This is a genomic window from Pseudomonas sp. NFACC41-3 (assembly GCF_900109505.1).
Classification (GTDB): Bacteria; Pseudomonadota; Gammaproteobacteria; order Pseudomonadales; family Pseudomonadaceae; genus Aquipseudomonas; species Aquipseudomonas chlororaphis.
On sequence record NZ_FOAE01000004.1, the window covers coordinates 603,807 to 628,250 of the forward strand.

The window sequence follows — 24,444 nt, forward strand, 5'->3', positions numbered from 1 at the left end:
GAGCGGAACACATGGATGCACCCGGCGCGATTATTCGCTGGAGAGCAGGTCCATGGTGTGTTTGTCCATCATTTCCAATGCACGGCCACCGCCGCGGGCTACGCAGGTCAGCGGGTCTTCGGCGACGATCACCGGCAGACCGGTTTCCTGGGCCAGCAACTTGTCCAGGTCACGCAGCAGGGCGCCACCACCGGTCAGCACCAGACCGCGTTCGGCGATGTCCGAAGCCAGTTCCGGAGGCGATTGCTCCAGCGCGCTTTTCACGGCCTGAACGATGGTTGCCAGGGACTCTTGCAGAGCTTCCAGCACTTCGTTGGAGTTCAGGGTGAATGCGCGTGGCACGCCTTCGGCCAGGTTACGGCCACGAACGTCGACTTCACGGACTTCGCCGCCCGGGTAGGCAGTACCGATTTCCTGCTTGATGCGCTCGGCGGTGGATTCGCCGATCAGGCTGCCGTAGTTGCGACGCACGTAGGTAATGATCGCTTCGTCGAAACGGTCGCCGCCGACACGTACGGATTCGGCGTAAACCACACCGTTCAGGGAGATCAGGGCAATCTCGGTGGTACCGCCACCGATATCCACGACCATCGAACCGCGGGCTTCTTCGACCGGCAGGCCGGCACCGATCGCGGCCGCCATCGGCTCTTCGATCAGGAACACTTCCCGGGCACCGGCACCGAGGGCCGATTCACGGATGGCACGACGCTCGACCTGGGTGGACTTGCATGGAACGCAGATCAGCACACGAGGGCTGGGCTGCAGAAAACTGTTTTCGTGAACCTTGTTGATAAAGTATTGCAGCATCTTTTCGCAGACACTGAAGTCGGCGATCACGCCGTCCTTCATCGGACGAATGGCAGCAATGTTGCCTGGAGTACGACCGAGCATGCGCTTGGCTTCGGTACCGACAGCCACGACACTTTTCTGATTACCGTGGGTCCGAATGGCCACAACCGATGGTTCATTCAGGACAATACCGCGCTCGCGCACGTAAATAAGGGTGTTGGCAGTGCCCAGGTCAATGGAAAGATCGCTGGAAAACATGCCACGCAGTTTCTTGAACATGGGAAAGGGACCCTAGGCAACGCGTGGGTAAAAAAGTGCGGCAAACTCTAACAACGACAGGGATTTTGGGCAAGGCGCCAATATGTTAAATTGGCCGCTTTTCTGTGCACCAACCCCCACAATCGCGGCCTTATGACCGTAGAAATGCGGTAGTGTTCCGACAATCTAACACACGGACGAGATCCGTTCTGTTTTCCACTGGAGAATCCCATGGCGCTTGAACGCTCCGACGTGGAAAAAATCGCTCATCTGGCCAGCCTTGGCCTCAATGAAGCCGATCTTCCACACATCACCTCCGACCTGAACAGCATTCTCGGGCTGGTGGATGCAATGCAGGCAGTCGATACCGACGGTATCGAGCCCCTGGCCCACCCGCTGGAAGCCAGCCAGCGCCTGCGCGCAGACGTTGTGACCGAGTCCAATCATCGCGAGGCCTATCAGTCCATCGCACCAGCGGTCGAAAACGGCCTGTACCTGGTTCCGAAAGTCATCGACTAAAGGGAAAGAGCCTGCAATGCATCACATGACCCTGGCCGAGATCGCCCGCGGACTCGCCGACAAGAAGTTTTCCTCCGAAGAGCTGACCAAGACCCTGCTGGCGCGTATCGCCCAGCTCGACCCGCAGCTCAACAGCTTCATCAGCCTCACCGACGATCTCGCGCTGCAGCAGGCCAAGGCCGCTGACGCCCGTCGCGCGAACGGTGAGAGCGGCGCCCTGCTCGGCGCGCCGATCGCCCACAAGGACCTGTTCTGCACCCAGGGCATCCGCACCAGCTGCGGTTCGAAGATGCTCGACAATTTCAAGGCGCCCTACGACGCCACCGTGGTCGCCAAGCTGGCCGCCGCCGGGACCGTGACCCTGGGCAAGACCAACATGGACGAATTCGCCATGGGCTCGGGCAACGAGACCAGCTATTACGGCGCGGCGAAAAACCCGTGGAACCTGGAACGCGTTCCGGGCGGCTCGTCCGGCGGTTCGGCGGCCGCGGTTGCTGCGCGCCTGCTGCCTGCCGCCACCGGCACCGACACCGGCGGCTCGATCCGCCAGCCGGCTGCATTGACCAACCTCACCGGCCTGAAACCGACCTACGGTCGCGTTTCGCGCTGGGGCATGATCGCCTACGCCTCCAGCCTCGATCAGGGCGGCCCGCTGGCGCGCACCGCCGAGGACTGCGCGATCCTGCTGCAAGGCATGGCCGGCTTCGACCCGCAGGACTCCACCAGCATCGACGAACCGGTGCCGGACTTCAGCGCCAGCCTCAACGGCTCGCTGCAGGGCCTGCGCGTCGGCGTACCCAAGGAATACTTCAGCGCCGGCCTCGACCCGCGCATCGCCGAGCTGATCCACAACAGCGTCAAGGAGCTGGAAAAGCTTGGCGCCGTGATTAAGGAAATCAGCCTGCCGAACATGCAGCACGCCATCCCGGCGTACTACGTGATCGCGCCGGCGGAAGCCTCCTCCAACCTGTCGCGTTTCGACGGCGTGCGCTTCGGCTACCGCTGCGAGAATCCGGCAAACCTGGAAGACCTGTACAAGCGCTCCCGTGGCGAAGGTTTCGGCAGCGAAGTGCAGCGCCGGATCATGGTCGGTGCCTATGCCCTGTCGGCCGGTTACTACGACGCCTACTACCTGAAGGCACAGAAGATCCGTCGCCTGATCAAGAACGACTTCATGGCTGCCTTTAATGAAGTCGACATCATCCTTGGTCCGACCACGCCGAACCCGGCCTGGAAAATCGGCGACAAGAGCAGCGACCCGGTCGCTGCGTATCTGGAAGACGTTTACACCATCACCGCCAACCTCGCGGGTCTGCCGGGCTTGTCCATGCCCGCCGGCTTCGTCGACGGCTTGCCGGTCGGCGTGCAGCTGCTCGCCCCGTATTTCCAGGAAGGCCGTCTGTTGAACGTTGCCCACCAGTATCAGTTGCACACTGACTGGCACACCCGCACACCAACCGGCTTCTGAGGAGAAACACATGCAATGGGAAGTCGTGATCGGGCTGGAGATTCACACCCAGCTCACCACCAAATCGAAGATTTTCTCCGGTAGCTCCACCGCCTTCGGTGCCGAGCCCAACACCCAGGCCAGCCTGGTGGACCTGGGCATGCCTGGCGTACTGCCAGTACTGAACCAGGAAGCAGTGCGCATGGCGGTCATGTTCGGCCTGGCCATCGACGCCGAGATCGGCCAGCACAACGTGTTCGCCCGCAAGAACTACTTCTACCCCGACCTGCCCAAGGGCTATCAGATCAGCCAGATGGAACTGCCGATCGTCGGCAAGGGCCACCTGGACATCCCGCTGGAAGACGGCACGGTCAAACGCGTCGGCATCACCCGCGCGCACCTGGAAGAAGACGCCGGCAAGAGCCTGCACGAAGAGTTCAACGGCGCCAGCGGCATCGACCTGAACCGCGCCGGCACCCCGCTGCTGGAAATCGTTTCCGAGCCGGACATGCGCAGCGCCAAGGAAGCCGTGGCCTACGTCAAGTCGATCCACGCCCTGGTGCGTTACCTGGGGATCTGCGACGGCAACATGGCCGAAGGCTCCCTGCGTTGCGACTGCAACGTCTCGGTACGCCCCAAAGGCCAGGCCGAGTTCGGCACTCGCTGCGAGATCAAGAACGTCAACTCGTTCCGCTTCATCGAAAAAGCCATCAACTCGGAAGTCCAGCGTCAGATCGAACTGATCGAGGACGGTGGCAAGGTGATCCAGCAGACCCGCCTGTACGACCCGAACAAGGACGAGACCCGTCCGATGCGCAGCAAGGAAGAAGCCAACGACTACCGTTACTTCCCCGACCCGGACCTGCTGCCAGTGGTCATCGAGGATTCGTTCCTCGACCAGGTACGCGCCACCCTGCCCGAGCTGCCACCGCAGAAACGCGAGCGCTTCCAGGAGCAGTTCGGCCTGTCGGTCTACGATGCCAGCGTGCTGGCCACCAGCCGCGAACAGGCGGACTACTTCGAGAAAGTCGCGAGCATCGCCGGTGATGCCAAGCTCGCCGCCAACTGGGTCATGGTCGAGTTGGGCAGCCTGCTGAACAAGCAGGGCCTGGAAATCGACGAGGCACCGGTCTCGGCCGAGCAACTGGGCGGCATGCTGCTGCGCATCAAGGACAACACCATCTCCGGCAAGATCGCCAAGACCGTGTTCGAAGCCATGGCCAATGGCGAAGGCAACGCCGACGAAATCATCGACAAGCGCGGCCTCAAGCAGGTCACCGACACCGGCGCCATCTCCGCCGTGCTGGACGAAATGCTGGCGGCCAACGCCGAGCAGGTCGAACAGTATCGGGCCGCCGATGAGGCCAAGCGCGGCAAGATGTTCGGCTTCTTCGTCGGCCAGGCGATGAAGGCTTCCAAAGGCAAGGCCAACCCGCAACAGGTCAACGAACTGCTGAAAAGCAAACTCGAAGGCTGATGGCGGCGTGGATGGCGGGCATTCGATAGTGCACCGCCCTGTGCAGGAGCGAACTTGCTGGCGATACGTTGTCTCAGACACAACGCTATCGCCAGCAAGTCCGCTCCTGTCTCTGCATTTAGGGCTCCCTTTTATGAAGTCGCTACTGGCTGCCTGTTCGCTGCTCTTTCTCCTGGCCGGCTGCGCCAGCCATGTCATCGATCCGCGGGGTTACGACAAGACCGGCGTCGCCTCTTATTACGGCGCCAAGCACCATGGCAAACGCACCGCCAGCGGCGAGCCCTTCAACCAGCACGGCATGACCGCCGCGCACCGCGAGCTGCCGTTCGGCACCCGGGTCAAAGTCACCAACCTCAATAACGACAAGAGCGTCGTGGTCCGGATCAACGACCGTGGCCCGCATACCCGTGGCCGCCTGATCGATTTGTCGCGTGCCGCCGCGCAACAGTTGGGTATGATCAGAAGCGGCACCGCCAAGGTGCGCGTGCAAGCCATCAGCGACTGACCCACGGAGCCCTGATCATTTTCGGATTAACCGATTTACCGCTGCTCAGCGTCCTTCAATTGTTCAGCGGCCTGGTCCTGTTGGTCGCCGGCGCCGAATTGCTGGTACGCGGCGCGGTCCGCCTCGCCGCCCGCCTGCGCGTACGAGCGCTGATCATCGGCCTGAGCATCGTCGCCTTCGGCAGCAGCGCCCCGCAGATGGCCGTCAGCCTGCAAGCCACCCTGGCGGAAAACACCGATATCGCCGTCGGCAGCGTGATCGGCAGCGGCATCTTCAACATCCTGGTGACCCTCGGCCTGTCCGCCCTGATCATTCCGCTGCGGGTATCGCGCCAGCTGGTGCGGCTGGATATCCCGCTGATGATCCTCGCCAGCCTGCTGGTGTTCACCCTGGCCTACAACGAAGAACTGACGCCCCTCGACGGCCTGATCCTGCTGGCGACCCTGATCCTCTACCTGGGACTGTTGCTGCGCCAGTCGCGGCACTCGGCGCGCCCACAGTCCCAGCAAGGTTCCGACGCACCCCGCGCGCACTGGCTGAGCAGCCTGCTGTGGATGATCGGCGGCCTGCTCCTGCTGGTGTTCGCCGGCCATCTGCTGGTCGAGGCGGCGGTGGAAGTCGCCACCGACCTGGGGCTGTCCGAGCGCATCATCGGCCTGACCATAGTCGCCGTCGGCACCACCCTGCCGGCCCTGGCCACCTCGCTGATCGCGGCCTTGCGTGGCCAACGCGCCATTGCCGTGGGCAACGTCATCGGCAGCAACCTGTTCAATCTGCTGGGGGTCCTGGGTTTCACCGCCCTGGTGGCGCCGACGCCCTTGTCGGTATCGCCCAATGCCGTGGACTTCGACCTGCCGGTAATGCTCGGTGTCGCGGTGCTGTGCCTGCCGGTGTTCTATTCGGGTTATCGGGTCACCCGCGCCGAAGGCCTGCTGTTTCTCGGCCTGTACCTGGCCTACGGGCTGCACGTGGTGTCCTTCACCACCGGCATGCCGCTGGCCGGCAAGCTGGAAGACTTGATGCTGTTTTTCGTCCTGCCAGTGCTGGTGGCGTTCCTGCTGTTCAGTTCGCTGCGGGCCTGGCGCCGCCAACATAAAAAAGGGGAAGCGCAATGACCGAGAATAAAAAGCAGGGCGTACAGATGCGCCGCCAGGTGATGGGCGATGCCTTCGTCGATCGCGCCCTGGGCAATGCCACCGAGTTCAGCCAGCCGCTGCAGGACTTCGTCAACGAACACGCCTGGGGCAGTGTCTGGAACCGCGAAGGCCTGCCGCTGAAAACCCGCAGCCTGATCACCCTCGCCGCCCTGACCGCGCTCAAGTGCCCGCAGGAGCTCAAAGGCCATGTCCGCGGCGCCCTGAATAACGGCTGCACAGTGGAAGAGATTCGCGAGGCGCTGCTGCATTGCGCGGTGTATGCCGGCGTACCGGCGGCGATCGACGCGTTCCGCGCCGCCCAGGAAGTGATCGACACTTACCAGAAGCCCGAGTGATCTGTAGCGAGGCTTGCCCGCGATAGCGACCTGCCTGACACACCGCTATTGCGGGCAATCGAGCATCGACCGGCCGCTCCTACAAGAGCACTAGATCCACCCGCCCCACTGCAGCAGAAAGATCCCGATATTGGTGGTCACCGCCGCCATCAACGTGGTGATGACGATGATTGCCGCCGCCAGTTGATGATTGCCATTGGCCGCCCGGGCCATGACAAAACTCGCCGCCGCGGTCGGGCTGCCGAAATACAGGAACAGAATCCCCAGTTCCGCCCCGCGGAATCCGCAGAGCCAGGCCCCCAGGGTGGCGAGGATCGGCAGGCCGACCATTTTCACCAGGCTCGAACTCAAGGCCAGGTCGCCACTCTCGCGCAGCGCCGCCAGGGACAAGGTGCCGCCAATGCAGATCAAGGCCAGCGGCAGGGTCATCTGCGCCAGGTACTGGCCAGACGTCTCCAGCCAGGTCGGCAGGCCGATCTGGAACACGGCGAAAGGTGCTGCCGCCAGGACGCTGATGATCAACGGGTTACTGACCACGCTTTTGCAGATGCTCCATGGATCGGACTTGATCACCGGGCTGTACACCGCCAGGACGATGGTCGACAGGGTGTTGTAGAACAGGATCACCAGCGCCGCGAGAATCGCCCCGAGGGAAATCCCGTAGTCGCCATACATGCTGGCCGCGAGCGCCAGGCCGATGACCCCGTTGTTGCCGCGAAAGGCGCCCTGGGTGTAGATGCCGCGGTCTTCCCGCGGGCAGCGCCAGATCGCCCAGCCCCAGGCGAAGGCAAAGCTGGCCAGGGTGGCCACGGCGAAATAGATCAGCAGCCCGGGCTTGAGCGCCGAATGCAGGTCGGCATGCAGAATCCCGAGAAACAGCAGCGCCGGCATGGTGACGTTGAACACCAGGGCCGACGCTGTGTGGATAAAACCGTCGTTGATCCAGCCGATGCGCTTGAGCAGCACACCGAGAAACAACATGGCGAATACCGGCGCGGTGATATTCAGCGTTTCGAGAAAAATGGCCAGCATGCCGGGTCAACCTTGAACCTGTCGTTAGGCGGCTAATGATAAGCCAGCCCGCGCGCTTAAGCCCGATGGATTTGCCCTAACCGCAAGCTGATCCATCGGGCCGCAGGCGTTCGCGGCCATCAAAAGCCACGCCCGCTCCGCGGTCGATCGCAGCCTGCGGCAGCGGCTACAGGGTTTGTGTCGGGCTCGGTTGATTGGCAGGTCGCAATCCGGGTAGCCGCTGCCGCAGGCTGCGATCGACCCGAAGGGGCGCTGGCGTACTCAGCCACGCTGGATATCGCCTCCTGCAGCAACCATTACGGCTCAGGTAATCGGCGCCGGATTGAACAGGGTGATGTCGTTGTGCAGCTTGTGCCGTTCGGCCCAGGTCTGCCGCTTGCCACTGGCCACGTCCAGGTAGAAGTGGAACAGCTCCCAGCCCAGCTCTTCGATACTCGCCCGCCCGGTGGCGATGCGCCCGGCATCGATGTCGATCAGGTCCGGCCAGCGCTGGGCCAGTTCGGAGCGGGTCGAGACCTTGACCACCGGCGCCATCGCCAGCCCGTAAGGCGTGCCACGCCCGGTGGTGAACACATGCAGGTTCATCCCCGCCGCCAGCTGCAAGGTGCCGCAGACAAAATCGCTGGCCGGCGTCGCGCAGAAGATCAGGCCCTTGCGGGTAAAGCGCTCGCCCGGCCCCAGCACGCCATTGATCGCGCTGCTGCCGGACTTGACGATGGACCCCAGGGACTTCTCGACGATGTTCGACAACCCGCCCTTCTTGTTGCCCGGCGTGGTATTGGCGCTGCGGTCGGCCTCGCCCTTGGCCAGGTAGCGGTCGTACCAGTCCATCTCGCGCACCAGCTCCCGGGCCACTTCTATGGATTCGGCGCGGGAAGTCAGCAGGTAGATGGCATCGCGCACCTCGGTGACTTCGGAAAACATCACTGTCGCGCCGGCCCGCAGCAACAGGTCCGAGGCATAGCCCAGGGCCGGGTTGGCGGTAATCCCGGAAAAGGCATCACTGCCACCACATTGCATACCAAGGACCAGTTCCGAGGCCGGCACGGTTTCCCGGCGCCGCTGATCGAGCTTCTGCAAACGCACCTCGGCCAGCTGCATGATCTGCTCGATCATCTCGGTAAAACCGTGGCTGGAGTCCTGCAGGCGGTACAGCCAGGGCTCGCTGAGGTCCACCGAGCTGTCGCCTTCGTGCATTACCTGCCCGGCCTGCAACTTCTCGCAGCCCAGGCTGATCACCAGGGCTTCGCCCCCCAGGTTCGGGTTACGCGCCAGGTTGCGCACGGTGCGGATCGGGATATAGGCATCGGTGGCGGTGATCGCCACGCCGCAGCCATAACTGTGGGTCAGCGCCACCACATCGTCGACATGGGGATACCTGGGCAGCAGTTCGTCCTTGATGCGCTTGACCGCATGATCGAGCACCCCGGTCACGCATTGCACGGTGGTGGTGATCCCCAGTATGTTGCGCGTGCCGACCGTGCCGTCGGCATTGCGATAACCCTCGAAGGTGAAACCTTCCAGGGGCGCCTGGGCCGCCGGCACTTCGGTGGACAGCGGCAGGCTGTCCAGCGGCGGCGCGCTGGGCATGCGCAACTGCTCTTCCCTGACCCAGCTGCCGCGCAGGATCGGCTGCAAGGCATAACCGATGGTCTGGCCGTAGCGGATCACCGGGCCACCTTCGGAGATATCCTCCAGCGCCACCTTATGGCTCTGGGGGACGAAGTCCAGGGTCACCAGGCCGTCGGCGAACGCCGTGCCTGCCGGTACGCCCTGGTCATTGACCACAACCACCACGTTGTCCCGCTCGTGCAGGCGGATGTAGCGCGGCGAATCGGAATGTTCAATCAACTGCATGACGCCGCCCCTTCAGGAATGCGCTTGGGAAAGTTGGGTCAGCTGGGGGCCGTTGCTTGGTGGTTCCTTGAGCACCACGCGCTTGATCGGGCCGACGATCACCAGATAGCTGAACACTGCCAGCAGCGCGTTGCAGCCGACGAACACCAACGCCCATTTGAACGAGCCGGTGGAGCTGATGATGTAGCCGATGACGATCGGCGTGGTGATCGACGCCAGGTTGCCGAAGGTGTTGAACAGGCCGCCGCTCAAGCCGGCGATCTGCTTCGGCGAAGTGTCGGACACCACCGCCCAGCCGAGCGCGCCCACGCCTTTGCCGAAGAACGCCAGGGCCATGAAACCCACCACCATCCATTCGATGTCCACATAGTTGCAGGCCACGATGCTGCTGGAGACCAGCAGGCCGGCGATGATCGGCGCCTTGCGGGCGAAGGTCAAAGAATGCCCCTTGCGCAGCAGGTAGTCGGAAATCACCCCGCCAAGCACCCCACCGATAAAGCCGCAGATGGCCGGCAAGGAGGCGATGAAACCGGCCTTGAGAATGGTCATGCCACGCTCCTGCACCAGGTACACCGGGAACCAGGTCAGGAAGAAGTAAGTGATGCCGTTGATGCAGTACTGGCCCAGGTACACGCCAAGCATCATGCGATTGGTCAGCAACTGGCGCAGGTAGTCCCATTTCGGGCCGTCGCTGCGTTTGCCTTTGCCGTCCTGGTCCATGTCGACCATGCCGCCATTGTCGGCGATGTGTTTGAACTCGGCCTCGTTGATCAGCGGGTGCTGGCGTGGGCTGTAGATCACCTTGAGCCAGACCAGCGAGAAGACGATGCCGATCGCGCCCATCACGATGAACACGTGCTGCCAGCCGAAGTGATAGACGATCCAGCCCATCAGCGGGGCGAACAGCACCGTGGCGAAATACTGCGCCGAGTTGAAGATCGCCGAAGCCGTACCGCGCTCGGCGGTGGGGAACCAGGCCGCGACAATCCGCGCGTTACCGGGGAAGGACGGTGCCTCGGCCAGCCCCACCAGGAAGCGCAGCATGAACAGCGCCACCACCGCGGTGGAAACGCCGAACTCACCGACATAACCCTGCAGCACGGTGAACAGCGACCAGGTGAAGATGCTCAGGGCATAGATTTTTTTCGAGCCGAAACGGTCGAGCAGCCAGCCGCCGGGGATCTGCCCCGCTACATAAGCCCAACCGAATGCGGAGAAGATATAACCGAGGGTGACGGCGTCGATGCCGAGGTCTTTTTGCAGGCTGGAGCCCGCGATGGCGATGGTGGCGCGGTCGGCATAGTTGATCGTGGTCACCAGGAACAGCATGAACAGGATCAGGTAGCGGACGCGAGTCGGCTTGGTCGCTTGCATATGGATGTACTCCCACTAGTTATTTTTATGCGGGTAAAACATGCGTTTCATCGCCCCCGCCGGGCCTCAGGCAAAGGCCGGCGGGGGTACAGCGGGGCTTAGGATCCGATGTAGGAAGTCTTCACCACGGTGTAGAACTCCTGCGCGTAGCGACCTTGCTCGCGGGAACCATAGGATGAACCTTTGCGACCACCAAAAGGTACGTGGTAATCGACGCCGGCCGTCGGCAGGTTGACCATGACCATCCCGGCCTGGGAATGGCGCTTGAAGTGGTTGGCGTATTTCAGCGACGTGGTGGCGATGCCCGCCGACAGGCCGAACTCGGTGTCGTTGGCCATGGCCAGCGCCGCCTCGTAATCAGCCACCCGTACCACGTTGGCCACCGGGCCGAAGATCTCTTCGCGGCTGATGCGCATCGAAGCCTGGCTGTCGGCAAACAGCGTCGGCGCGAGGAAATACCCCTCGGTATCGCAAGTCACCAGGCCGCCGCCGCTGACCAGCCGCGCCCCTTCGGACTGGCCGATATCGATGTATTTCAAGTCCTGTTCGAGCTGCGCCTGGGACACCACCGGACCGATGTCGGTGCCGGCCCGCAGCGCGTGGCCGACCTTGATCGAACCCATGCGTTCGGCCATCGCCGCGACGAACCGGTCGTGGATGCCCGCGGTGACGATCAGCCGGCTGGAAGCGGTGCAACGTTGCCCGGTGGAATAGAAGGCACTCTGTACCGCCAGCTCCACCGCCTGCTTGAGGTCGGCATCGTCGAGGATGATCTGCGGGTTCTTGCCGCCCATCTCCAGTTGCACCTTGGCCTGGCGCGAGACGCAGCTGACGGCGATCTGCCGGCCCACGCCCACGGAACCGGTGAAGCTGATGCCGTCGACTTTCGGGCTGTTGACCAGGGCATCGCCGACCAGCCGGCCGCTGCCCATCACCAGGTTGAACACCCCGGCCGGGAAGCCCGCGCGGGAGATGATTTCCGCCAGGGCCCAGGCACAGCCCGGCACCAGCTCGGCGGGCTTGAGCACCACGCAGTTGCCGTAGGCCAGGGCCGGGGCGATCTTCCACGCCGGGATGGCGATCGGGAAGTTCCACGGGGTGATCAGGCCGACCACGCCCAGGGCTTCGCGGGTCACTTCGACGTTGACGCCCGGACGCACCGACGGCAGGTAATCCCCTGACAGGCGCAGGCATTCGCCGGCAAAGAACTTGAAGATGTTGCCGGCGCGGGTCACCTCGCCGATGGCTTCGGGCAGGGTCTTGCCCTCCTCCCGGGCCAACAGGGTGCCGAGCTCTTCGCGGCGGGCGAGGATCTCGCTGCCGACCTTGTCCAGGGCATCGCTGCGCGCCTGGATACCGGAAGTCGACCAGGCCGGGAATGCATCGCGCGCCGCATCGATCGCGGCATGCACCTGAGCCAGGTCGGCCTTGGCGTATTCGCCAATGACATCGGACAACTCGGACGGGTTGATATTGGTCGAGTAGTCGGCACCGGCAAGCCATTGGCCACCAATGTAGTTATCGAAGCGTTTTACCTCTGCCACGCGCCCTCTCCTTACACAAAAGCCTTACGCAAAAGGCCGCTGATTGCTCAGCGGCCCCGGGGATGGATTACTGCGCGCCCTGGGCGTCGATCAACGCCGCCAGCGCTGCATATTCTTCCGGCAACAGGTCGGTCAACGGCGCCCGCACCGGGCCTGCGTCATGGCCGACGATGCGGGCTCCGGCCTTGACGATGCTCACCGCATAACCGGCCTTGCGGTTGCGGATATCCAGGTAAGGCAGGAAGAAGTCGTCGATGATCTTGCCGACCGTGGCGTGATCTTCCCGGGCAATGGCGTGGTAGAAATCCATCGCGGTTTTCGGGATGAAGTTGAACACCGCCGAGGAGTACACCGGCACGCCGAGGGCCTTGTAGGCCGCGGCGTAGACTTCGGCGGTCGGCAGGCCGCCCAGGTAGCTGAAGCGATCGCCGAGGCGGCGACGGATCGACACCATCAGCTCGATATCGCCCAGGCCGTCCTTGTAGCCGATCAGGTTCGGGCAGCGCTCGGCCAGGCGCTCCAGCAGTGGCGCGGTCAGGCGGCAGACGTTGCGGTTGTAGACCACCACACCGATTTTCACCGATTTGCACACCGCTTCCACATGAGCCGCGACCCCATCCTGACTGGCTTCGGTCAGGTAGTGCGGCAGCAGCAACAGGCCCTTGGCACCCAGGCGCTCGGCCTCCTGGGCGTATTCGATGGCTTGGCGGGTCGAGCCGCCGACGCCGGCCAGGATCGGCACGCTGCTGGCGCAGGTGTCGACCGCAGTCTTGATGATTTCCGAATATTCGCTGGCCGCCAGGGAGAAAAACTCACCGGTGCCGCCTGCCGCGAACAGCGCCGAGGCGCCGTATGGGGCCAGCCATTCCAGGCGCTTGATATAGCCCGCGCGATGGAAATCGCCCTGGGCGTTGAAATCGGTCACCGGGAAAGACAGCAGGCCGGAGGAGAGGATGGACTTCAGTTCTTGTGGATTCATTATTCGAACACCCTGGGACGCACATTGTGATGAAAAACACATCAGCCTTGGCCGAAGTTGTAAGTCATCGTACAACTTAAAAAACAATCGTCAACAGCAATTCGTCAGCCATCGCCAAAATACGCGGCAAAAAATACCTGCTTGACGAGTCAGGATTTTGCTTTATGCTCGCAAACAACTGTATATACATACAGTTAATTTCTTGAAATACCTACGACATATCAAGGAGCTAGAAATGTCAGGTCTACACACTCAGCAGCGGGAACAGCTGCAGCACAAAAGCCAGGTCGTCGCCGATCTGGACAGCCTTTTCAGCGAACGCGGCATTGCCATTTCCGGTGATGGCGACCACCTGGTGCTGATCGCCGACGGTCATCACACCATCAAGTATCACCAGCCCGGGCTCCTCCCCGCGGCACCGGGCAAAAACCTCAAGGCCCTGCCCCAGCTGCGTTTCGAGGGTGGCGAGCACACCGCCATCGGCGATGCCACCCTGCTGCGTTTCGTCAAGGACGCCCCTGGCGTTCCAGCCTGGCAGGTCGAATTGCACCTGCCCAATGGCCTGGCCCTGACCTACGGCCAAGTGGTGGCGCTGGGTGGCGATTTCTATGGCATCCCCGACCAGCCGATCTGCGAAGGCGCGACGCCGGTGGATCGTTTGCAGCGTTTTACCGCCGCGTTCAACTCCCTCGCCGTGTTGCCGGCGGCCAAGGACGAGGCGAAACAGATTCTCGCGGTAATGCAGAAGGAAATCGCCGCCGCCAACCAGGCGCTCAAGGACGGCAGGCAACCTCACGAGGCCTATGACGCCCTGGGAGATACGTTGTCCGAAGAGTGGAACAAGATCACCGGCGGCGGCAGCTTCGCCTCGGCGCTGTTCCCCCTGGGCCGCTACCTGAAGCTGGCGGCCAACAATGCCGACCATTTCGGCGAGTGGGCGCTGCTGGCCTATATCGCCGGGCACACCGCGGCCCTGCAGCAGGCGGTAGTGGCGCACAAGAACGCCGACGAGAAGCAGCTGGAACTGGCCTACGCCATGAACGCCTTCGCCGATCACTTCCTCACCGACCTGTTCTCCGCCGGCCATGTACGGGTACCGCGCAAGCAACTGGCGGCGGTGGTCACGCCGAGCGATCTCGGTTCGCTGATCACCCGCTTCATGCACGACGAGGACAGCAAGTTCGGCCTCAACGTCAGCAACGCCCAGGGCGACCGTTGGCATGCCTATGGCGACAAGCGTTATTTCGACACCCTCGACAGCAACAACCGCAAGCAGGTCAAGTTGGCCGTGCAACGCTCGGCGGACGAAATCTTCGAAAGCTACCTCAGCGGCACGGCCCCGACGCCCGGTAACTTCACCGCGCTGAAGCTGTTGCCGGACCTGAACGCGGCGAAGAGCGGCAACTTTTCACCGCTGTTCGTGATGCAGGGCGACAAGGTGCTGCGACGCAGCGACGTGAACAACCTGAACGACACCAAGACCATCGACAACTGGTGGGGCTGGAGCACCTACCTACTGCTCAAGGACTACAAGCCCAACAAGCCGGCGGGCTACCTGGAAGCACCGACGCTTGCCCCGAGCATCCAGACCGATGGCTGGCAGAGCCAGACACCCAGCGAGCCCAACTGGCTGCCCGGCAATGCCGTGCGTTATGCCTTCAGCTACACCAACGGTTTGAACGAATCGTACATCGGCCCGTGGTCCGCCTACGCTGAACTGAGCGAGCGCTTCCAGCCGACCCTGAATGTGCCGGTGGACACCAGCGGCGGTTCCAGCGGGCGCAACATTTTCCGCCAGTTCCGCGGTGGCTCGCCGGAGCTGATTGCCTCGATCGACAAGACCGCCACCACTTACATCGACCGCAATGCCTGATAAGGACATCGACATGGCTATCAATCTGACTCTAGAACTGGCCTCGGGCCAATCCCTGCAGGGCGCGCCCCTGGAACTGCTGGTCAACGGCGCTCCCGTCGCGCGGGCAACCGTCGACCAGCAAGGGCATGTGACCTTCAATGCCAAACCCGGCGCCGGGCAACTGGCCGTGAGGGTGGATCGCTCGATTCTCAAAAACCGCTAAAAGCATCGCGGGCAAGCTCGCTCCTACAGGGTCACCTCCCCTCCCTGTAGGAGCGAGCTTGCTCGCGATAAGAACCCAAGGGCGACGCAATGACCGCCCCAACCGCATTACCCGCGCTGCGCCTCTGCCTCTTCATGGGCATGGCGCAGCCGTTCGCGGCTGTTGGTCAGGTGCAGACGCATGGCCGCCCGGGCCGCGTCCGAATCCTGGCGGGCAATGGCTTCATAGATTTCTTCATGCTCGCGGCTCAGGCGGCTCATGTAGTGCTGCTGATCGTCGTGAGCCAGGCGTGCCGAATTCAGGCGGGTGCGCGGAATGATGCTGGTTCCCAGGTGGGTCATGATATCGGTGAAATAGCGGTTGCCCGTGGCCAGGGCAATCTGCAGGTGGAACTGGAAATCCGAGGCCACCGCATCGCTGTCGTGGGCCGCACTTTCATTGAGGGCATCCAGCGCCGCCCGCATCGCCGCCAGTTGCTCGATGCTGCGCCGCTGCGCGGCCAGCCCGGCCGACTCCACTTCCAGGCTGATGCGCAGTTCCAGGATCGCCAGCACATCGCGCAAGGTCACCACGGTCGCCGGATCGATCCTGAAGCCGCTCGGGCTCGGCGTGTCGAGCACAAAGGTGCCAATGCCGTGGCGGGTTTCCACCTGGCCGGCGGCCTGCAAGCGGGAAATGGCTTCGCGTACCACGGTCCGGCTGACGCCATGGGCCTCCATGATCGCCGACTCGGTGGGCAACTTGTCACCGCGCTTGAGCTGACCGTCGCGAATCTGCTCCGACAGCACGGTCACCAGCTCCTGGGCGAGGCTACGGCGCTTGCGTGGAAGGCGGGGCGCCGTGTTCTGGTTGTCCATGGTGAAGTTCTTTCTCCGAAAACTGATGACGCATCATAGCTCAGCCGGGTTGTACGATCACTGTTGACTACACCGTCACCGCCTGGTCGACCAGATGCCCGCGCTCGATGCGGATGTGCCGCGGGTGGAAACGCTTGAGGCTGCTGCGATGCCCGACGCTGACAATGCTCAGCCCCGGTAGCTGGTCGATCAGCGCCTGGTACAGGGTCGCCTCGTCTTCTTCGTCCATGGCCGAGGTGGCCTCATCCATGTACAGCCACTGCGGCGCATAGAGCAACGCACGGGCAAAGGCCAGGCGCTGCTGCTCGCCCGGGGACAACATGCGCTGCCAGTGATTGCTCTCGTCCAGGCGAGAAATCAGGTGCGGCAGTCGGCAGGTTTCCAGCACCTGCGCATAACGCTCCTGCGGGTAAGTGTCGCCCGACTGTGGATAACTCAAGGCTTCACGCAGGCTGCCAATCGGCAGGTAAGGCTTTTGCGGCAGGAACAGATAACGCTCGGCGGGCATGCGAATGCTGCCGTGACCGGCCGGCCAGAGCCGCCCCATCGCCCGCAGCAGGGTACTTTTGCCACTGCCGGAACGGCCGCTGAGCATCAGGCGCTCACCGGGAGTCACGGTCATCTCGGCACCGGCCAGCAGGTGCCGGCCGTCCGCCAGGTCCAGGCCAAGGTTATGCACCTGCAGGGTTTCACCCTGGCTCTGCACGTCGATGGCTGGCGCGCGCTCTTCGTTTTCGCTCATGGCCTGGCGGAAGCTCAGCAGCCGGTCGCAGGTGGCGCGCCATGCCGCGAGCTCGGAATAGGCGGTGATGAACCAGCTGAAGTTCTCCTGGACGTTGCCGAATGCCGAGTTGATCTGCATCAGCTCGCCCAGTTCGATCTTGCCCGTCAGGTAACGCGGGGCCGCGACGATGAAGGGGAAAATGATCGCGATCTGGCCGTAGCCCGAGGTGAAGAAGGTCAGGCGCTTGGACACTTTCATGATGTCCCAGAAGTTGTGCCAGACCATGCCGAAGCGAGCGCTAAGGCGTTTGTTCTCATTCGGCTCGCCGTCGTACAGGGCAATGCTCTCGGCATTCTCCCGCACCCGCACCATGGAAAAACGCAGGTCTGCCTCGAAACGTTGCTGGTTGTTGTTCAAGCCGATCAGGCGTCGACCGATCAGGTGCGTCAGCCAGCTGCCGACGGCGGCGTACACCAGGGCGCACCAGAACATGTAGCCGGGAATGGTGTAGCCGAAGACTTCGATACTGCCCGACACGCCCCACAGGATGATCGAGAACGACACCAGGCTGACCACGGTACGCAGCAGGCCCAGGGCGAGCCCCAGGGTATTGCTGGTGAAACTGTTGAGGTCTTCGGAAATCCGCTGGTCCGGGTTATCGGTGTAGCCGCCCTGCTCCAGCTGGTAGTAGTTCTTGTGGCCCAGCCAGCGAGCGAAGTGTTTTTCCGTGAGCCAGGCGCGCCAGCGGATGGTCAGCATCTGGGTCAGGTAGAGCCGGTAGACCGCGGCCAGGATGGCCACCGCGGCAATTCCGCAGAAATACAGGATCAGTTGCCAGAACGCCGCCTCGTCCTTCTTTTGCAGGGCGTTGTAGAAATCCTTGTACCAGCTGTTGATCCACACCGAGATCGCCACGCTGAACAGGGTCAGGGCGATCACCGCGAACAGCAGCAACCAGGCCTTGCCCTTCTCTTCACTGCGCCAGTAAGGCGTAGTCATTTCCCAGACACGACGGAAAAACTGCCCGCGCACAGCATCGTTGACCGCGGAATACTCAGCGTTCTGATTCATCATCAAGGCTCGATTGGGATAGGGACTAGCATCGAGCCGATCATAGAGGATCGGCTCGCTTTTTCACTTGTCCTGAAGACATTCGTTCAGTCGCGGTTCAGCGGCGAACCGGGCGCTTCTGCAACTTGCGTTGCAGCGTTCGGCGGTGCATGCCCAGGGCGCGGGCAGTGGCGGAGATGTTGCCTTCGTGTTCCGTCAGCACCCGCTGGATGTGCTCCCATTGCAGGCGGTCCACCGACATCGGGTTTTCCGGCACCAGGGTGTCGAGGTCGGCGTGCTCGGAGAGCAGCGCGGCCAGTACATCGTCGGCATCGGCCGGTTTGCACAGGTAGTTGCAGGCGCCGCGCTTGATCGCTTCGACCGCGGTGGCGATGCTCGAATAACCGGTGAGGATCACCACGCGCATTTCCGGATCGAGCTCGAGCAGCTTGGGCAGCAGCACCAGGCCGGAGTCGCCGTCCATCTTCAGGTCCAGCGCGGCGAAGTCCGGCAGGTCCTGCTGGGCGAGGGCCAGGCCTTCCTCGGCGGAACCCGCGGTGCTGACGCGAAAGCCGCGACGGCTCATGGCGCGCGCCATCACCCGGGTGAAGGTGGCGTCGTCATCCACCAGCAACAGATGCGGCAGTTCTTCGCCTTCGACTTGGATTTCTTCACTCATGTTGGTCTCCTCGGGCGCCGTGGGGCAGGCGCAGCTCGGTGAGCGTGCCGCCTTCCTCATGACTGTAGAGTTTCACTGAGCCGCCGGCGCGTGTCACGCTGGCTTTGCTCAAAAACAGGCCCAGGCCGAAACCTTTGCCCTTGGTGGTAAAAAACGGTTTGCCGATTTGCTCGGCGATGGCCAGCGGCACACCGGCGCCGTGGTCACGAATACTGATGGTCAGGTTCTCGGCGTCCCAATCCAGCTGGACTTCCAGCCCTTCCGGACAAGCATCGGCTGCATTGTTCAGCAGATTGAGCAACGCCTGGGTCAGGTCCGGCGGCGGCGCCAGCCGCGGCATCGTGCCCTTGCCCAGCAGCTGGAAGCGGTAGCTGGCTTCGGGGCGCATCAGGTGCCAGCGGTTCAGCGCTTCGTCGAGCCAGACGGTGGCATCCTGCATCTCCACCGCCAGCCGGCGGTTGGCCTCGGCGGCGCGCACCAACTGTTGCAGGGTTTCCTTGCACAGTTTGACCTGGTCCTGGAGCACGCCCAGGTCATCTTGCAGCATTGGGTCGAGGTGGTCCTGGCGCATTTCCTTGAGCAGCACGCTCATGGTCGCCAGGGGCGTTCCCAGCTCGTGGGCGGCGCCAGCGGCCTGGGTCGCGACAGCCAGCAACTGCTGGTCGCGCAGGCCCTCTTCGCGGCGGATCGCCCGTAGCTCCTCCTGCCGCCGCAGCTCCTCGGCCATTCTCGCGGCAAAGAAGGTGATCACCGCCGCGGCCAGGGCGAAGCTCAACCACATCCCGTAGATCTGCAGGTTCTCTCGGGCGATGGGGAAAGTCTGCAGCGGGTAGAACTGCGCCAGCAGCAAGGTGTACATGGTCAGCGCGATACCGGAAAGAACCACCGAGTAGCGCCATGGCAAGGTTACGGCGGCGATGGTCAGCGGCACCAGGTAATAGGAGACGAAGGGGTTGGTCGAACCGCCGGAGAAGTACAGCAGGGCACTGTGGATGAACAAATCACAAGCCAGTTGCACGGCATATTCCAGCTCGGTGACCGGCCACGAGGTGCGCAGGCGAATGGCGGTGAAGACGCAGAGAATCAGCGACAGGCCCAGGGTGATGGCCAGTTGCAGCCAGGGCAGCGGTAGCAGGTCGAACCAGTAGGCGAGCCCCACCGAACCGGCCTGAGCGGCCAGAACCAGGATGCGGATGAAAGTCAGACGCCAGAGGTTCTGGCGAGTGGCGGAAAGCAATTGTACGGGGGCGAGCATGAGCTCTCCTGATGAGCGCTCCAGGCGGATCGCGACGAGTATAACCAAGCAGCGGCCCAGACAGGCAAAACTGCGGCAAACCGTCACAGAAAAACAGTTGCAAGCCGCAAGCTTTAAGCTACAAGCGTATTTGCTCTCAACTTGGGGGTCGGGGCTTGAAACTTGCCGCAGCCCCAGTATGTATAGAAGTTGTTAACGGGCCGAACCAGACAATAAAAGCTAGAGTCTGATGGTTTCACGCAGGCTGGGACCCATTACCTGCGGACCGCACTCAAGGAGTTTTCATGCATACATTCAGTCGCAGCGCCGCCCTTCTCGCCCTCAGCGCCGGCACCCTCGCCAGCCTGCCGGCCCTGGCCGCCGATGAGCTTCATTACAACCAGATCTCCCTGCGCGCCGAAGTCAGTCAGGAAGTGGCCCGCGACCTGATGATCGTCACCCTCTACAGCGAATCGCAGAACGCCGACCCGGCCAAGCTCGCCGCGGAAATCACCACCACCATGAACAAGGCCCTGGGCCAGGCACGCCAGGTCAAGGACATCACCTTGCGCCAGGGTAGCCGCAACAGCTACCCGATCTACGACACCAAGGGCCAGAAGATCACTGGCTGGCGCGAGCGCGCCGAACTGCGCCTGGAAAGCTCGGACTTCGCCGCGCTGTCCAAGCTCACTGGCGAGTTGCTGACCGACCTGAAGATGGGTGGGATGGATTTCGCCATCGCCGACCCGACCCGCAAGGCCAGCGAAGACAAGCTGCTCAAGGAAGCCGTCGATGCCTTCAAGGCTCGTGCGCAGCTGACCACCGAAGCGCTGGGCGGCAAGGGCTACAAGATCGTCAACCTGAACCTCAACAGCAACGGTTATCCACAACCGTATCTGCGCGGACCGGTGATGATGAAAGCCGCGGGCATGGATGCGGCGCCGGTCACTCCGGAAGTCGAGGCCGGCACCAGCCAGGTCAGCATGACCGCCGATGGCTCGATCGAAGTCCTGATGCCGTAACGTTTTCCCTGCTCCCCAACGGCGGTAACCTGCAGCACAAATGAGGTTACCGCGCTTTTTTGCTACCCACTGTTTCAACCCGAGCCTGAGGGACTCGCCTTTTTTTGGGGTGGAGGGGTGAGCTCGGCAACATCGGTGATGTTAAAGTTGCGGCCCCCGGTATTGCGCCTATCAGACGTCACTGGCATCCACCGGGTATACTGCGCCTTTCCTATAAGAGTCTCTCCAATGACCGCAGACCGCATCGGCGAACGCCTGCGTCGCTATCGCCGCGCCGCCAAGAAAACCCTGCGTCAGATCGCCAGCGAATCCGGTCTGACCGCCAGTTTCCTCTCCCAGGCGGAACGCAATCTCACCGGAGTCTCGATCTCCTCCCTGGTCAACATTGCCAAGTCTCTGAACGTTCCGCTGAACGCCCTCTTCGACCAGCCGACCCAGGCACAACCCGACTCCCACGACGGCAAGCGCGTGCGCTACACCATCGAAGGCCAGCCCCTGTCCTACGAGCGGCTGTCCAGTTCCTTTCCCGGCAACCTGATCAACGCGGTGAAGATGAACATACCAGTGGGCTACCAGTCGGAACTGATCTCCCATGATGGCGCCGAGTTCTCCTACGTTCTGTCGGGGCAGATTGTCTACACCATCGAGGGGCAGCAGTATCCCCTCGGGGCCGGCGACTCGGTGCACTTCGACTCGACCAAACCGCACTACCTGGCCAACGCCGGCAACGGCCCGGCAGAAGTATTGACCGTCACGACCATGGGCCTGTTCGACGACCATTCAGCGGCCTGAACCCGCCCCGTGGCCGCCTGCGCAACCTCACAGACACCCCGTGCGCAAGAGAAATGTTAGTCACGCTTAATTTTCGTTGACCACGATTTCAGCATGACTTAATTTCGGCATCGGCGAATCGTCAATCAACCCACAACAAAGCGATCGCCGGCGCCGCACAGGGTCCATGGGGGTGCATCCACTCCCCATAGAAGGCGAGTTGCCCCGGCCCACAAGGCCACTCCTCAGATACGCCCTAGAAAAAGAAAAAATGAGGTTTGCATGCGTAAGACCTTTCCGCTCCAGGTTTGGCAGACAGCGGGGCTGATCCTCGGCACCCCGCCATCACACGCCACCCGCAACCTCCACAGTGACAACTTCACTGCGAGCCACAACATCAACGCCGCCGATGTGCTGTGCACCCGTCATCGTCTGCAAGGCCCCGGGCATCCGTTCTCCCACGGCCTCCCTCAGCAAGTCGCCCTACTTCATCCGGTCAACCCAATGCGCCAAACACTTGCGCCAGGCAGGCCAGGTCAGGCGGCTCAACCGGAAGCCGGTCGACACCCGCTCCAGCGACGCACCAAGCGGAGGCACGACTCGCCCTGGATGCCCCGTAAGAAGGCAACCCATGCACCAGAAAAAACCAGCGCATACGGTCAAATTCGTCAATATTTATACAAATGCGTCATTCCTGTACGTTCGTTCCACTCCTTGATACTTGTGACGGCCCCGCATCTTGCATTGGGTATGGGGCCTGCATAAGTATCGGCGGGTCGACTCATAAGGTCGCCCTCTACACCAAAAATGACAACAAATCATGAGGCCACCATGTTCAAACAAGCAGTCATTCCGCTTTTAGTCAGCGCCGGCTTGCTCGCCAGCGCACCCTTCGCCCAGGCAGCGACTAACCTGGTGTTCTGCTCCGAAGGGAGCCCGGCCGGTTTCGACCCAGGCCAGTACACCACCGGAACCGACTTCGACGCCTCAGCAGAAACCATCTTCAACCGCCTCAGCCAGTTCGAGCGTGGCGGCACCGCCGTCGTTCCTGGCCTGGCGACCAGTTGGGACATTTCCGACGATGGCCTGACCTACACCTTCCATCTGCGCGATGGGGTGAAGTTCCACACCACGCCGTATTTCAAGCCGACCCGTGATTTCAACGCCGACGACGTGCTCTTCACGTTCAACCGCATGCTCGACAAGGACATGCCGTTCCGCAAGGCGTACCCCACCGAATTCCCTTACTTCACCGACATGGGGATGGACACCAACATCACCAAGGTCGAGAAAGTCGACGACAAGACCGTCAAGTTCACCCTGAAAACCGTAGACGCCGCGTTCATCCAGAACCTGGCGATGAGCTTCGCCTCCATCCAGTCCGCCGAGTACGCCGACCAGCTGCTCAAGGAAGGCAAGCCGGGCGACATCAACCAGAAGCCGATCGGCACTGGCCCGTTCGTGTTCAAGAGCTACCAGAAAGACTCCAACATCCGTTACACCGGCAACAAGGAGTACTGGAAGCCTGAGGACGTGAAGATCGACAACCTGATCTTCGCCATCACCACCGACCCGTCGGTACGCATCCAGAAGCTGAAAAAGAACGAATGCCAGGTCACCCTGTTCCCGCGCCCGGCCGACCTCAAGGCCCTGGGCGAGGACAAGACTCTCAAGCTGCCGCAGCAGGCCGGCTTCAACCTCGGCTACATCGCCTACAACGTGATGCCTGTGCTCAAGGGCCGCACCGACGCCAACCCGCTGGCCGACCTCAAGGTCCGCCAGGCGCTGGACATGGCGGTGAACAAGCAGCAGATCATCGACTCGGTCTACCAGGGCGCGGGCCAGCTGGCGGTCAACGCCATGCCACCGACCCAGTGGTCCTATGACGATACCATCAAGGATGCCAAGTACGACCCCGAGAAAGCCAAGGCGCTGCTCAAGGAAGCCGGCATCAAGGAAGGCACCCAGATTACCCTGTGGGCCATGCCGGTGCAGCGTCCGTACAACCCGAACGCCAAGCTGATGGCTGAAATGCTGCAGTCCGACTGGGCGAAGATCGGCCTGAAGGTCAACATCGTCAGCTACGAATGGGGCGAGTACATCAAGCGTTCCAAGGGCGGCGAGAACCAGGCGATGATCATCGGCTGGAGCGGCGACAATGGTGACCCGGACAACTGGCTCGGCACCCTGTTCGGCTGCGACGCCATGAACGGCAACAACTTCTCCAAATGGTGCGACAAGCCGTACGACGCACTGATCAAGCAAGCCAAGGCCACCCCGGACGTGGCCAAACGCACCGAGCTGTACAAGCAGGCGCAACACCTCCTCAAAGACCAGGTCCCGATGACACCTATCGCCCACTCGACGGTGTTCCAACCCATGCGCGCCAACGTGCAGGACTTCAAGATCAGCCCCTTTGGCCTGAACTCGTTCTACGGCGTCAGCATCAGCAAATAAGGGTCTGCAACGGCGACCTCAGCTGACGTCGCCGTTGCCTTACCTGCCAGGACTGCCGGAACTCGAACGCTCTTCCTCTTGCTGCGCCCCATCATGGTGAGTACGGGCATTTCGGAAGTTCCTTACATGTCTTTCAGGCTCTTTGGCATTTACTACCCATGCGGCGACCCCTACCGTCAAAGCATGGAGTGGTGCATCCATTGCCCGGCACTTGCTGCAAGCGAGACTTGGGATCGATGACATGACCGCCTCCGGATGGGGCGATTGCTCATCGATCAAAACAATAAAAGGGAGAGGGA

At 62.3% G+C, this 24,444-nt stretch carries 22 protein-coding genes; 12 read left to right on the plus strand and 10 right to left on the minus strand.

The genetic code is table 11. From position 1 onward, the window contains the following. Positions 1-30 precede the first annotated feature (30 nt). Positions 31-1,068, minus strand: coding sequence for a rod shape-determining protein MreB (gene mreB / locus BMY68_RS20920; protein ID WP_002555108.1), 1,038 nt, complete (start codon positions 1,066-1,068; stop codon positions 31-33). 210 nt (positions 1,069-1,278) lie between these two features. Here mreB and gatC point away from each other — a divergent pair, with 210 nt between their 5' ends. The 6 genes from gatC to BMY68_RS20950 all read left to right on the plus strand — a co-directional run bounded on the left by gatC (position 1,279) and on the right by BMY68_RS20950 (position 6,487). After that, positions 1,279-1,566 (plus strand): Asp-tRNA(Asn)/Glu-tRNA(Gln) amidotransferase subunit GatC, encoded by a 288-nt coding sequence (gene gatC / locus BMY68_RS20925; protein ID WP_009042181.1) that lies wholly within the window; start codon positions 1,279-1,281, stop codon positions 1,564-1,566. 16 nt (positions 1,567-1,582) lie between these two features. Next, entirely contained in the window at positions 1,583-3,034 is a 1,452-nt protein-coding gene (gene gatA / locus BMY68_RS20930; RefSeq protein ID WP_085529836.1) for an Asp-tRNA(Asn)/Glu-tRNA(Gln) amidotransferase subunit GatA, read from the plus strand. A gap of 10 nt (positions 3,035-3,044) precedes the next feature. After that, the gene (gene gatB, locus BMY68_RS20935; protein WP_085529835.1) at positions 3,045-4,490 is read left to right on the plus strand and encodes an Asp-tRNA(Asn)/Glu-tRNA(Gln) amidotransferase subunit GatB; all 1,446 of its coding nucleotides are present in this window, start codon (positions 3,045-3,047) and stop codon (positions 4,488-4,490) included. A 133-nt stretch (positions 4,491-4,623) separates the two neighbouring features. Then, the gene (locus BMY68_RS20940) at positions 4,624-4,995 is read left to right on the plus strand and encodes a septal ring lytic transglycosylase RlpA family protein (RefSeq protein ID WP_009046986.1); all 372 of its coding nucleotides are present in this window, start codon (positions 4,624-4,626) and stop codon (positions 4,993-4,995) included. A 41-nt stretch (positions 4,996-5,036) separates the two neighbouring features. Then, the gene (locus tag BMY68_RS20945) at positions 5,037-6,110 is read left to right on the plus strand and encodes a calcium/sodium antiporter (protein WP_275668601.1); all 1,074 of its coding nucleotides are present in this window, start codon (positions 5,037-5,039) and stop codon (positions 6,108-6,110) included. Continuing rightward, positions 6,107-6,487, plus strand: a complete 381-nt coding sequence (locus BMY68_RS20950) for a carboxymuconolactone decarboxylase family protein (protein WP_085529833.1) — start codon at positions 6,107-6,109, stop codon at positions 6,485-6,487. Before BMY68_RS20945 ends, BMY68_RS20950 begins: the two co-directional genes overlap by 4 nt. Before the next feature lie 90 nt (positions 6,488-6,577). On the opposite strand, the gene BMY68_RS20955 is transcribed toward BMY68_RS20950, so the two are convergent. The 5 genes from BMY68_RS20955 to kdgD all read right to left on the minus strand — a co-directional run bounded on the left by BMY68_RS20955 (position 6,578) and on the right by kdgD (position 13,273). Beyond that, positions 6,578-7,519 carry an AEC family transporter gene (locus BMY68_RS20955; protein WP_009042175.1) on the minus strand — a complete coding sequence of 314 codons (942 nt, stop codon included), beginning with the start codon at positions 7,517-7,519 and terminating at the stop codon, positions 6,578-6,580. A gap of 303 nt (positions 7,520-7,822) precedes the next feature. After that, complete coding sequence (gene garD, locus BMY68_RS20960) at positions 7,823-9,376, minus strand: galactarate dehydratase (RefSeq protein WP_085529832.1); 1,554 nt, start codon at positions 9,374-9,376, stop codon at positions 7,823-7,825. Positions 9,377-9,388: 12 nt separating this feature from the next. Then, positions 9,389-10,750: an MFS transporter gene (locus BMY68_RS20965; RefSeq protein ID WP_009042173.1), complete on the minus strand. Its 1,362-nt coding sequence runs from the start codon at positions 10,748-10,750 to the stop codon at positions 9,389-9,391. A 98-nt stretch (positions 10,751-10,848) separates the two neighbouring features. Continuing rightward, the gene (locus BMY68_RS20970) at positions 10,849-12,294 is read right to left on the minus strand and encodes an aldehyde dehydrogenase family protein (protein WP_085529831.1); all 1,446 of its coding nucleotides are present in this window, start codon (positions 12,292-12,294) and stop codon (positions 10,849-10,851) included. A 67-nt stretch (positions 12,295-12,361) separates the two neighbouring features. Beyond that, complete coding sequence (gene kdgD, locus BMY68_RS20975; protein ID WP_009042171.1) at positions 12,362-13,273, minus strand: 5-dehydro-4-deoxyglucarate dehydratase; 912 nt, start codon at positions 13,271-13,273, stop codon at positions 12,362-12,364. Positions 13,274-13,508: 235 nt separating this feature from the next. Between kdgD and BMY68_RS20980 the strand changes: the two genes are divergently transcribed. Together BMY68_RS20980 and BMY68_RS20985 are read left to right on the plus strand one after the other, a co-directional pair. After that, positions 13,509-15,146, plus strand: coding sequence for a phospholipase (locus BMY68_RS20980; RefSeq protein WP_085529830.1), 1,638 nt, complete (start codon positions 13,509-13,511; stop codon positions 15,144-15,146). A 13-nt stretch (positions 15,147-15,159) separates the two neighbouring features. After that, positions 15,160-15,351: a hypothetical protein gene (locus BMY68_RS20985; protein ID WP_009042169.1), complete on the plus strand. Its 192-nt coding sequence runs from the start codon at positions 15,160-15,162 to the stop codon at positions 15,349-15,351. Between the two features lie 107 nt (positions 15,352-15,458). Here the strand turns inward: BMY68_RS20985 and BMY68_RS20990 are convergent, their stop codons facing one another. The 4 genes from BMY68_RS20990 to BMY68_RS21005 all read right to left on the minus strand — a co-directional run bounded on the left by BMY68_RS20990 (position 15,459) and on the right by BMY68_RS21005 (position 19,916). After that, positions 15,459-16,208 (minus strand): FadR/GntR family transcriptional regulator, encoded by a 750-nt coding sequence (locus tag BMY68_RS20990; RefSeq protein WP_085529829.1) that lies wholly within the window; start codon positions 16,206-16,208, stop codon positions 15,459-15,461. A 67-nt stretch (positions 16,209-16,275) separates the two neighbouring features. After that, on the minus strand, positions 16,276-18,003 hold the full coding sequence (locus BMY68_RS20995; RefSeq protein ID WP_085529828.1) for an ABC transporter ATP-binding protein/permease: 1,728 nt from the start codon (positions 18,001-18,003) through the stop codon (positions 16,276-16,278). Positions 18,004-18,100: 97 nt separating this feature from the next. Next, entirely contained in the window at positions 18,101-18,661 is a 561-nt protein-coding gene (locus BMY68_RS21000; protein ID WP_009042166.1) for a response regulator transcription factor, read from the minus strand. Further along, entirely contained in the window at positions 18,654-19,916 is a 1,263-nt protein-coding gene (locus BMY68_RS21005) for an ATP-binding protein (RefSeq protein ID WP_062823674.1), read from the minus strand. The genes BMY68_RS21000 and BMY68_RS21005 overlap by 8 nt, the downstream gene beginning before the upstream one ends. A gap of 284 nt (positions 19,917-20,200) precedes the next feature. Between BMY68_RS21005 and BMY68_RS21010 the strand changes: the two genes are divergently transcribed. The 4 genes from BMY68_RS21010 (at position 20,201) to BMY68_RS21025 (ending at position 24,145) form a co-directional block, all read left to right on the plus strand. After that, complete coding sequence (locus BMY68_RS21010; RefSeq protein ID WP_007927039.1) at positions 20,201-20,917, plus strand: SIMPL domain-containing protein; 717 nt, start codon at positions 20,201-20,203, stop codon at positions 20,915-20,917. A 228-nt stretch (positions 20,918-21,145) separates the two neighbouring features. Further along, positions 21,146-21,709 carry a cupin domain-containing protein gene (locus BMY68_RS21015; RefSeq protein ID WP_009042163.1) on the plus strand — a complete coding sequence of 188 codons (564 nt, stop codon included), beginning with the start codon at positions 21,146-21,148 and terminating at the stop codon, positions 21,707-21,709. Positions 21,710-21,970: 261 nt separating this feature from the next. After that, positions 21,971-22,453 carry a hypothetical protein gene (locus BMY68_RS21020; protein WP_175534856.1) on the plus strand — a complete coding sequence of 161 codons (483 nt, stop codon included), beginning with the start codon at positions 21,971-21,973 and terminating at the stop codon, positions 22,451-22,453. A gap of 66 nt (positions 22,454-22,519) precedes the next feature. Beyond that, the gene (locus BMY68_RS21025) at positions 22,520-24,145 is read left to right on the plus strand and encodes an ABC transporter substrate-binding protein (RefSeq protein ID WP_009046971.1); all 1,626 of its coding nucleotides are present in this window, start codon (positions 22,520-22,522) and stop codon (positions 24,143-24,145) included. The last annotated feature ends 299 nt before the right edge of the window (positions 24,146-24,444 follow it).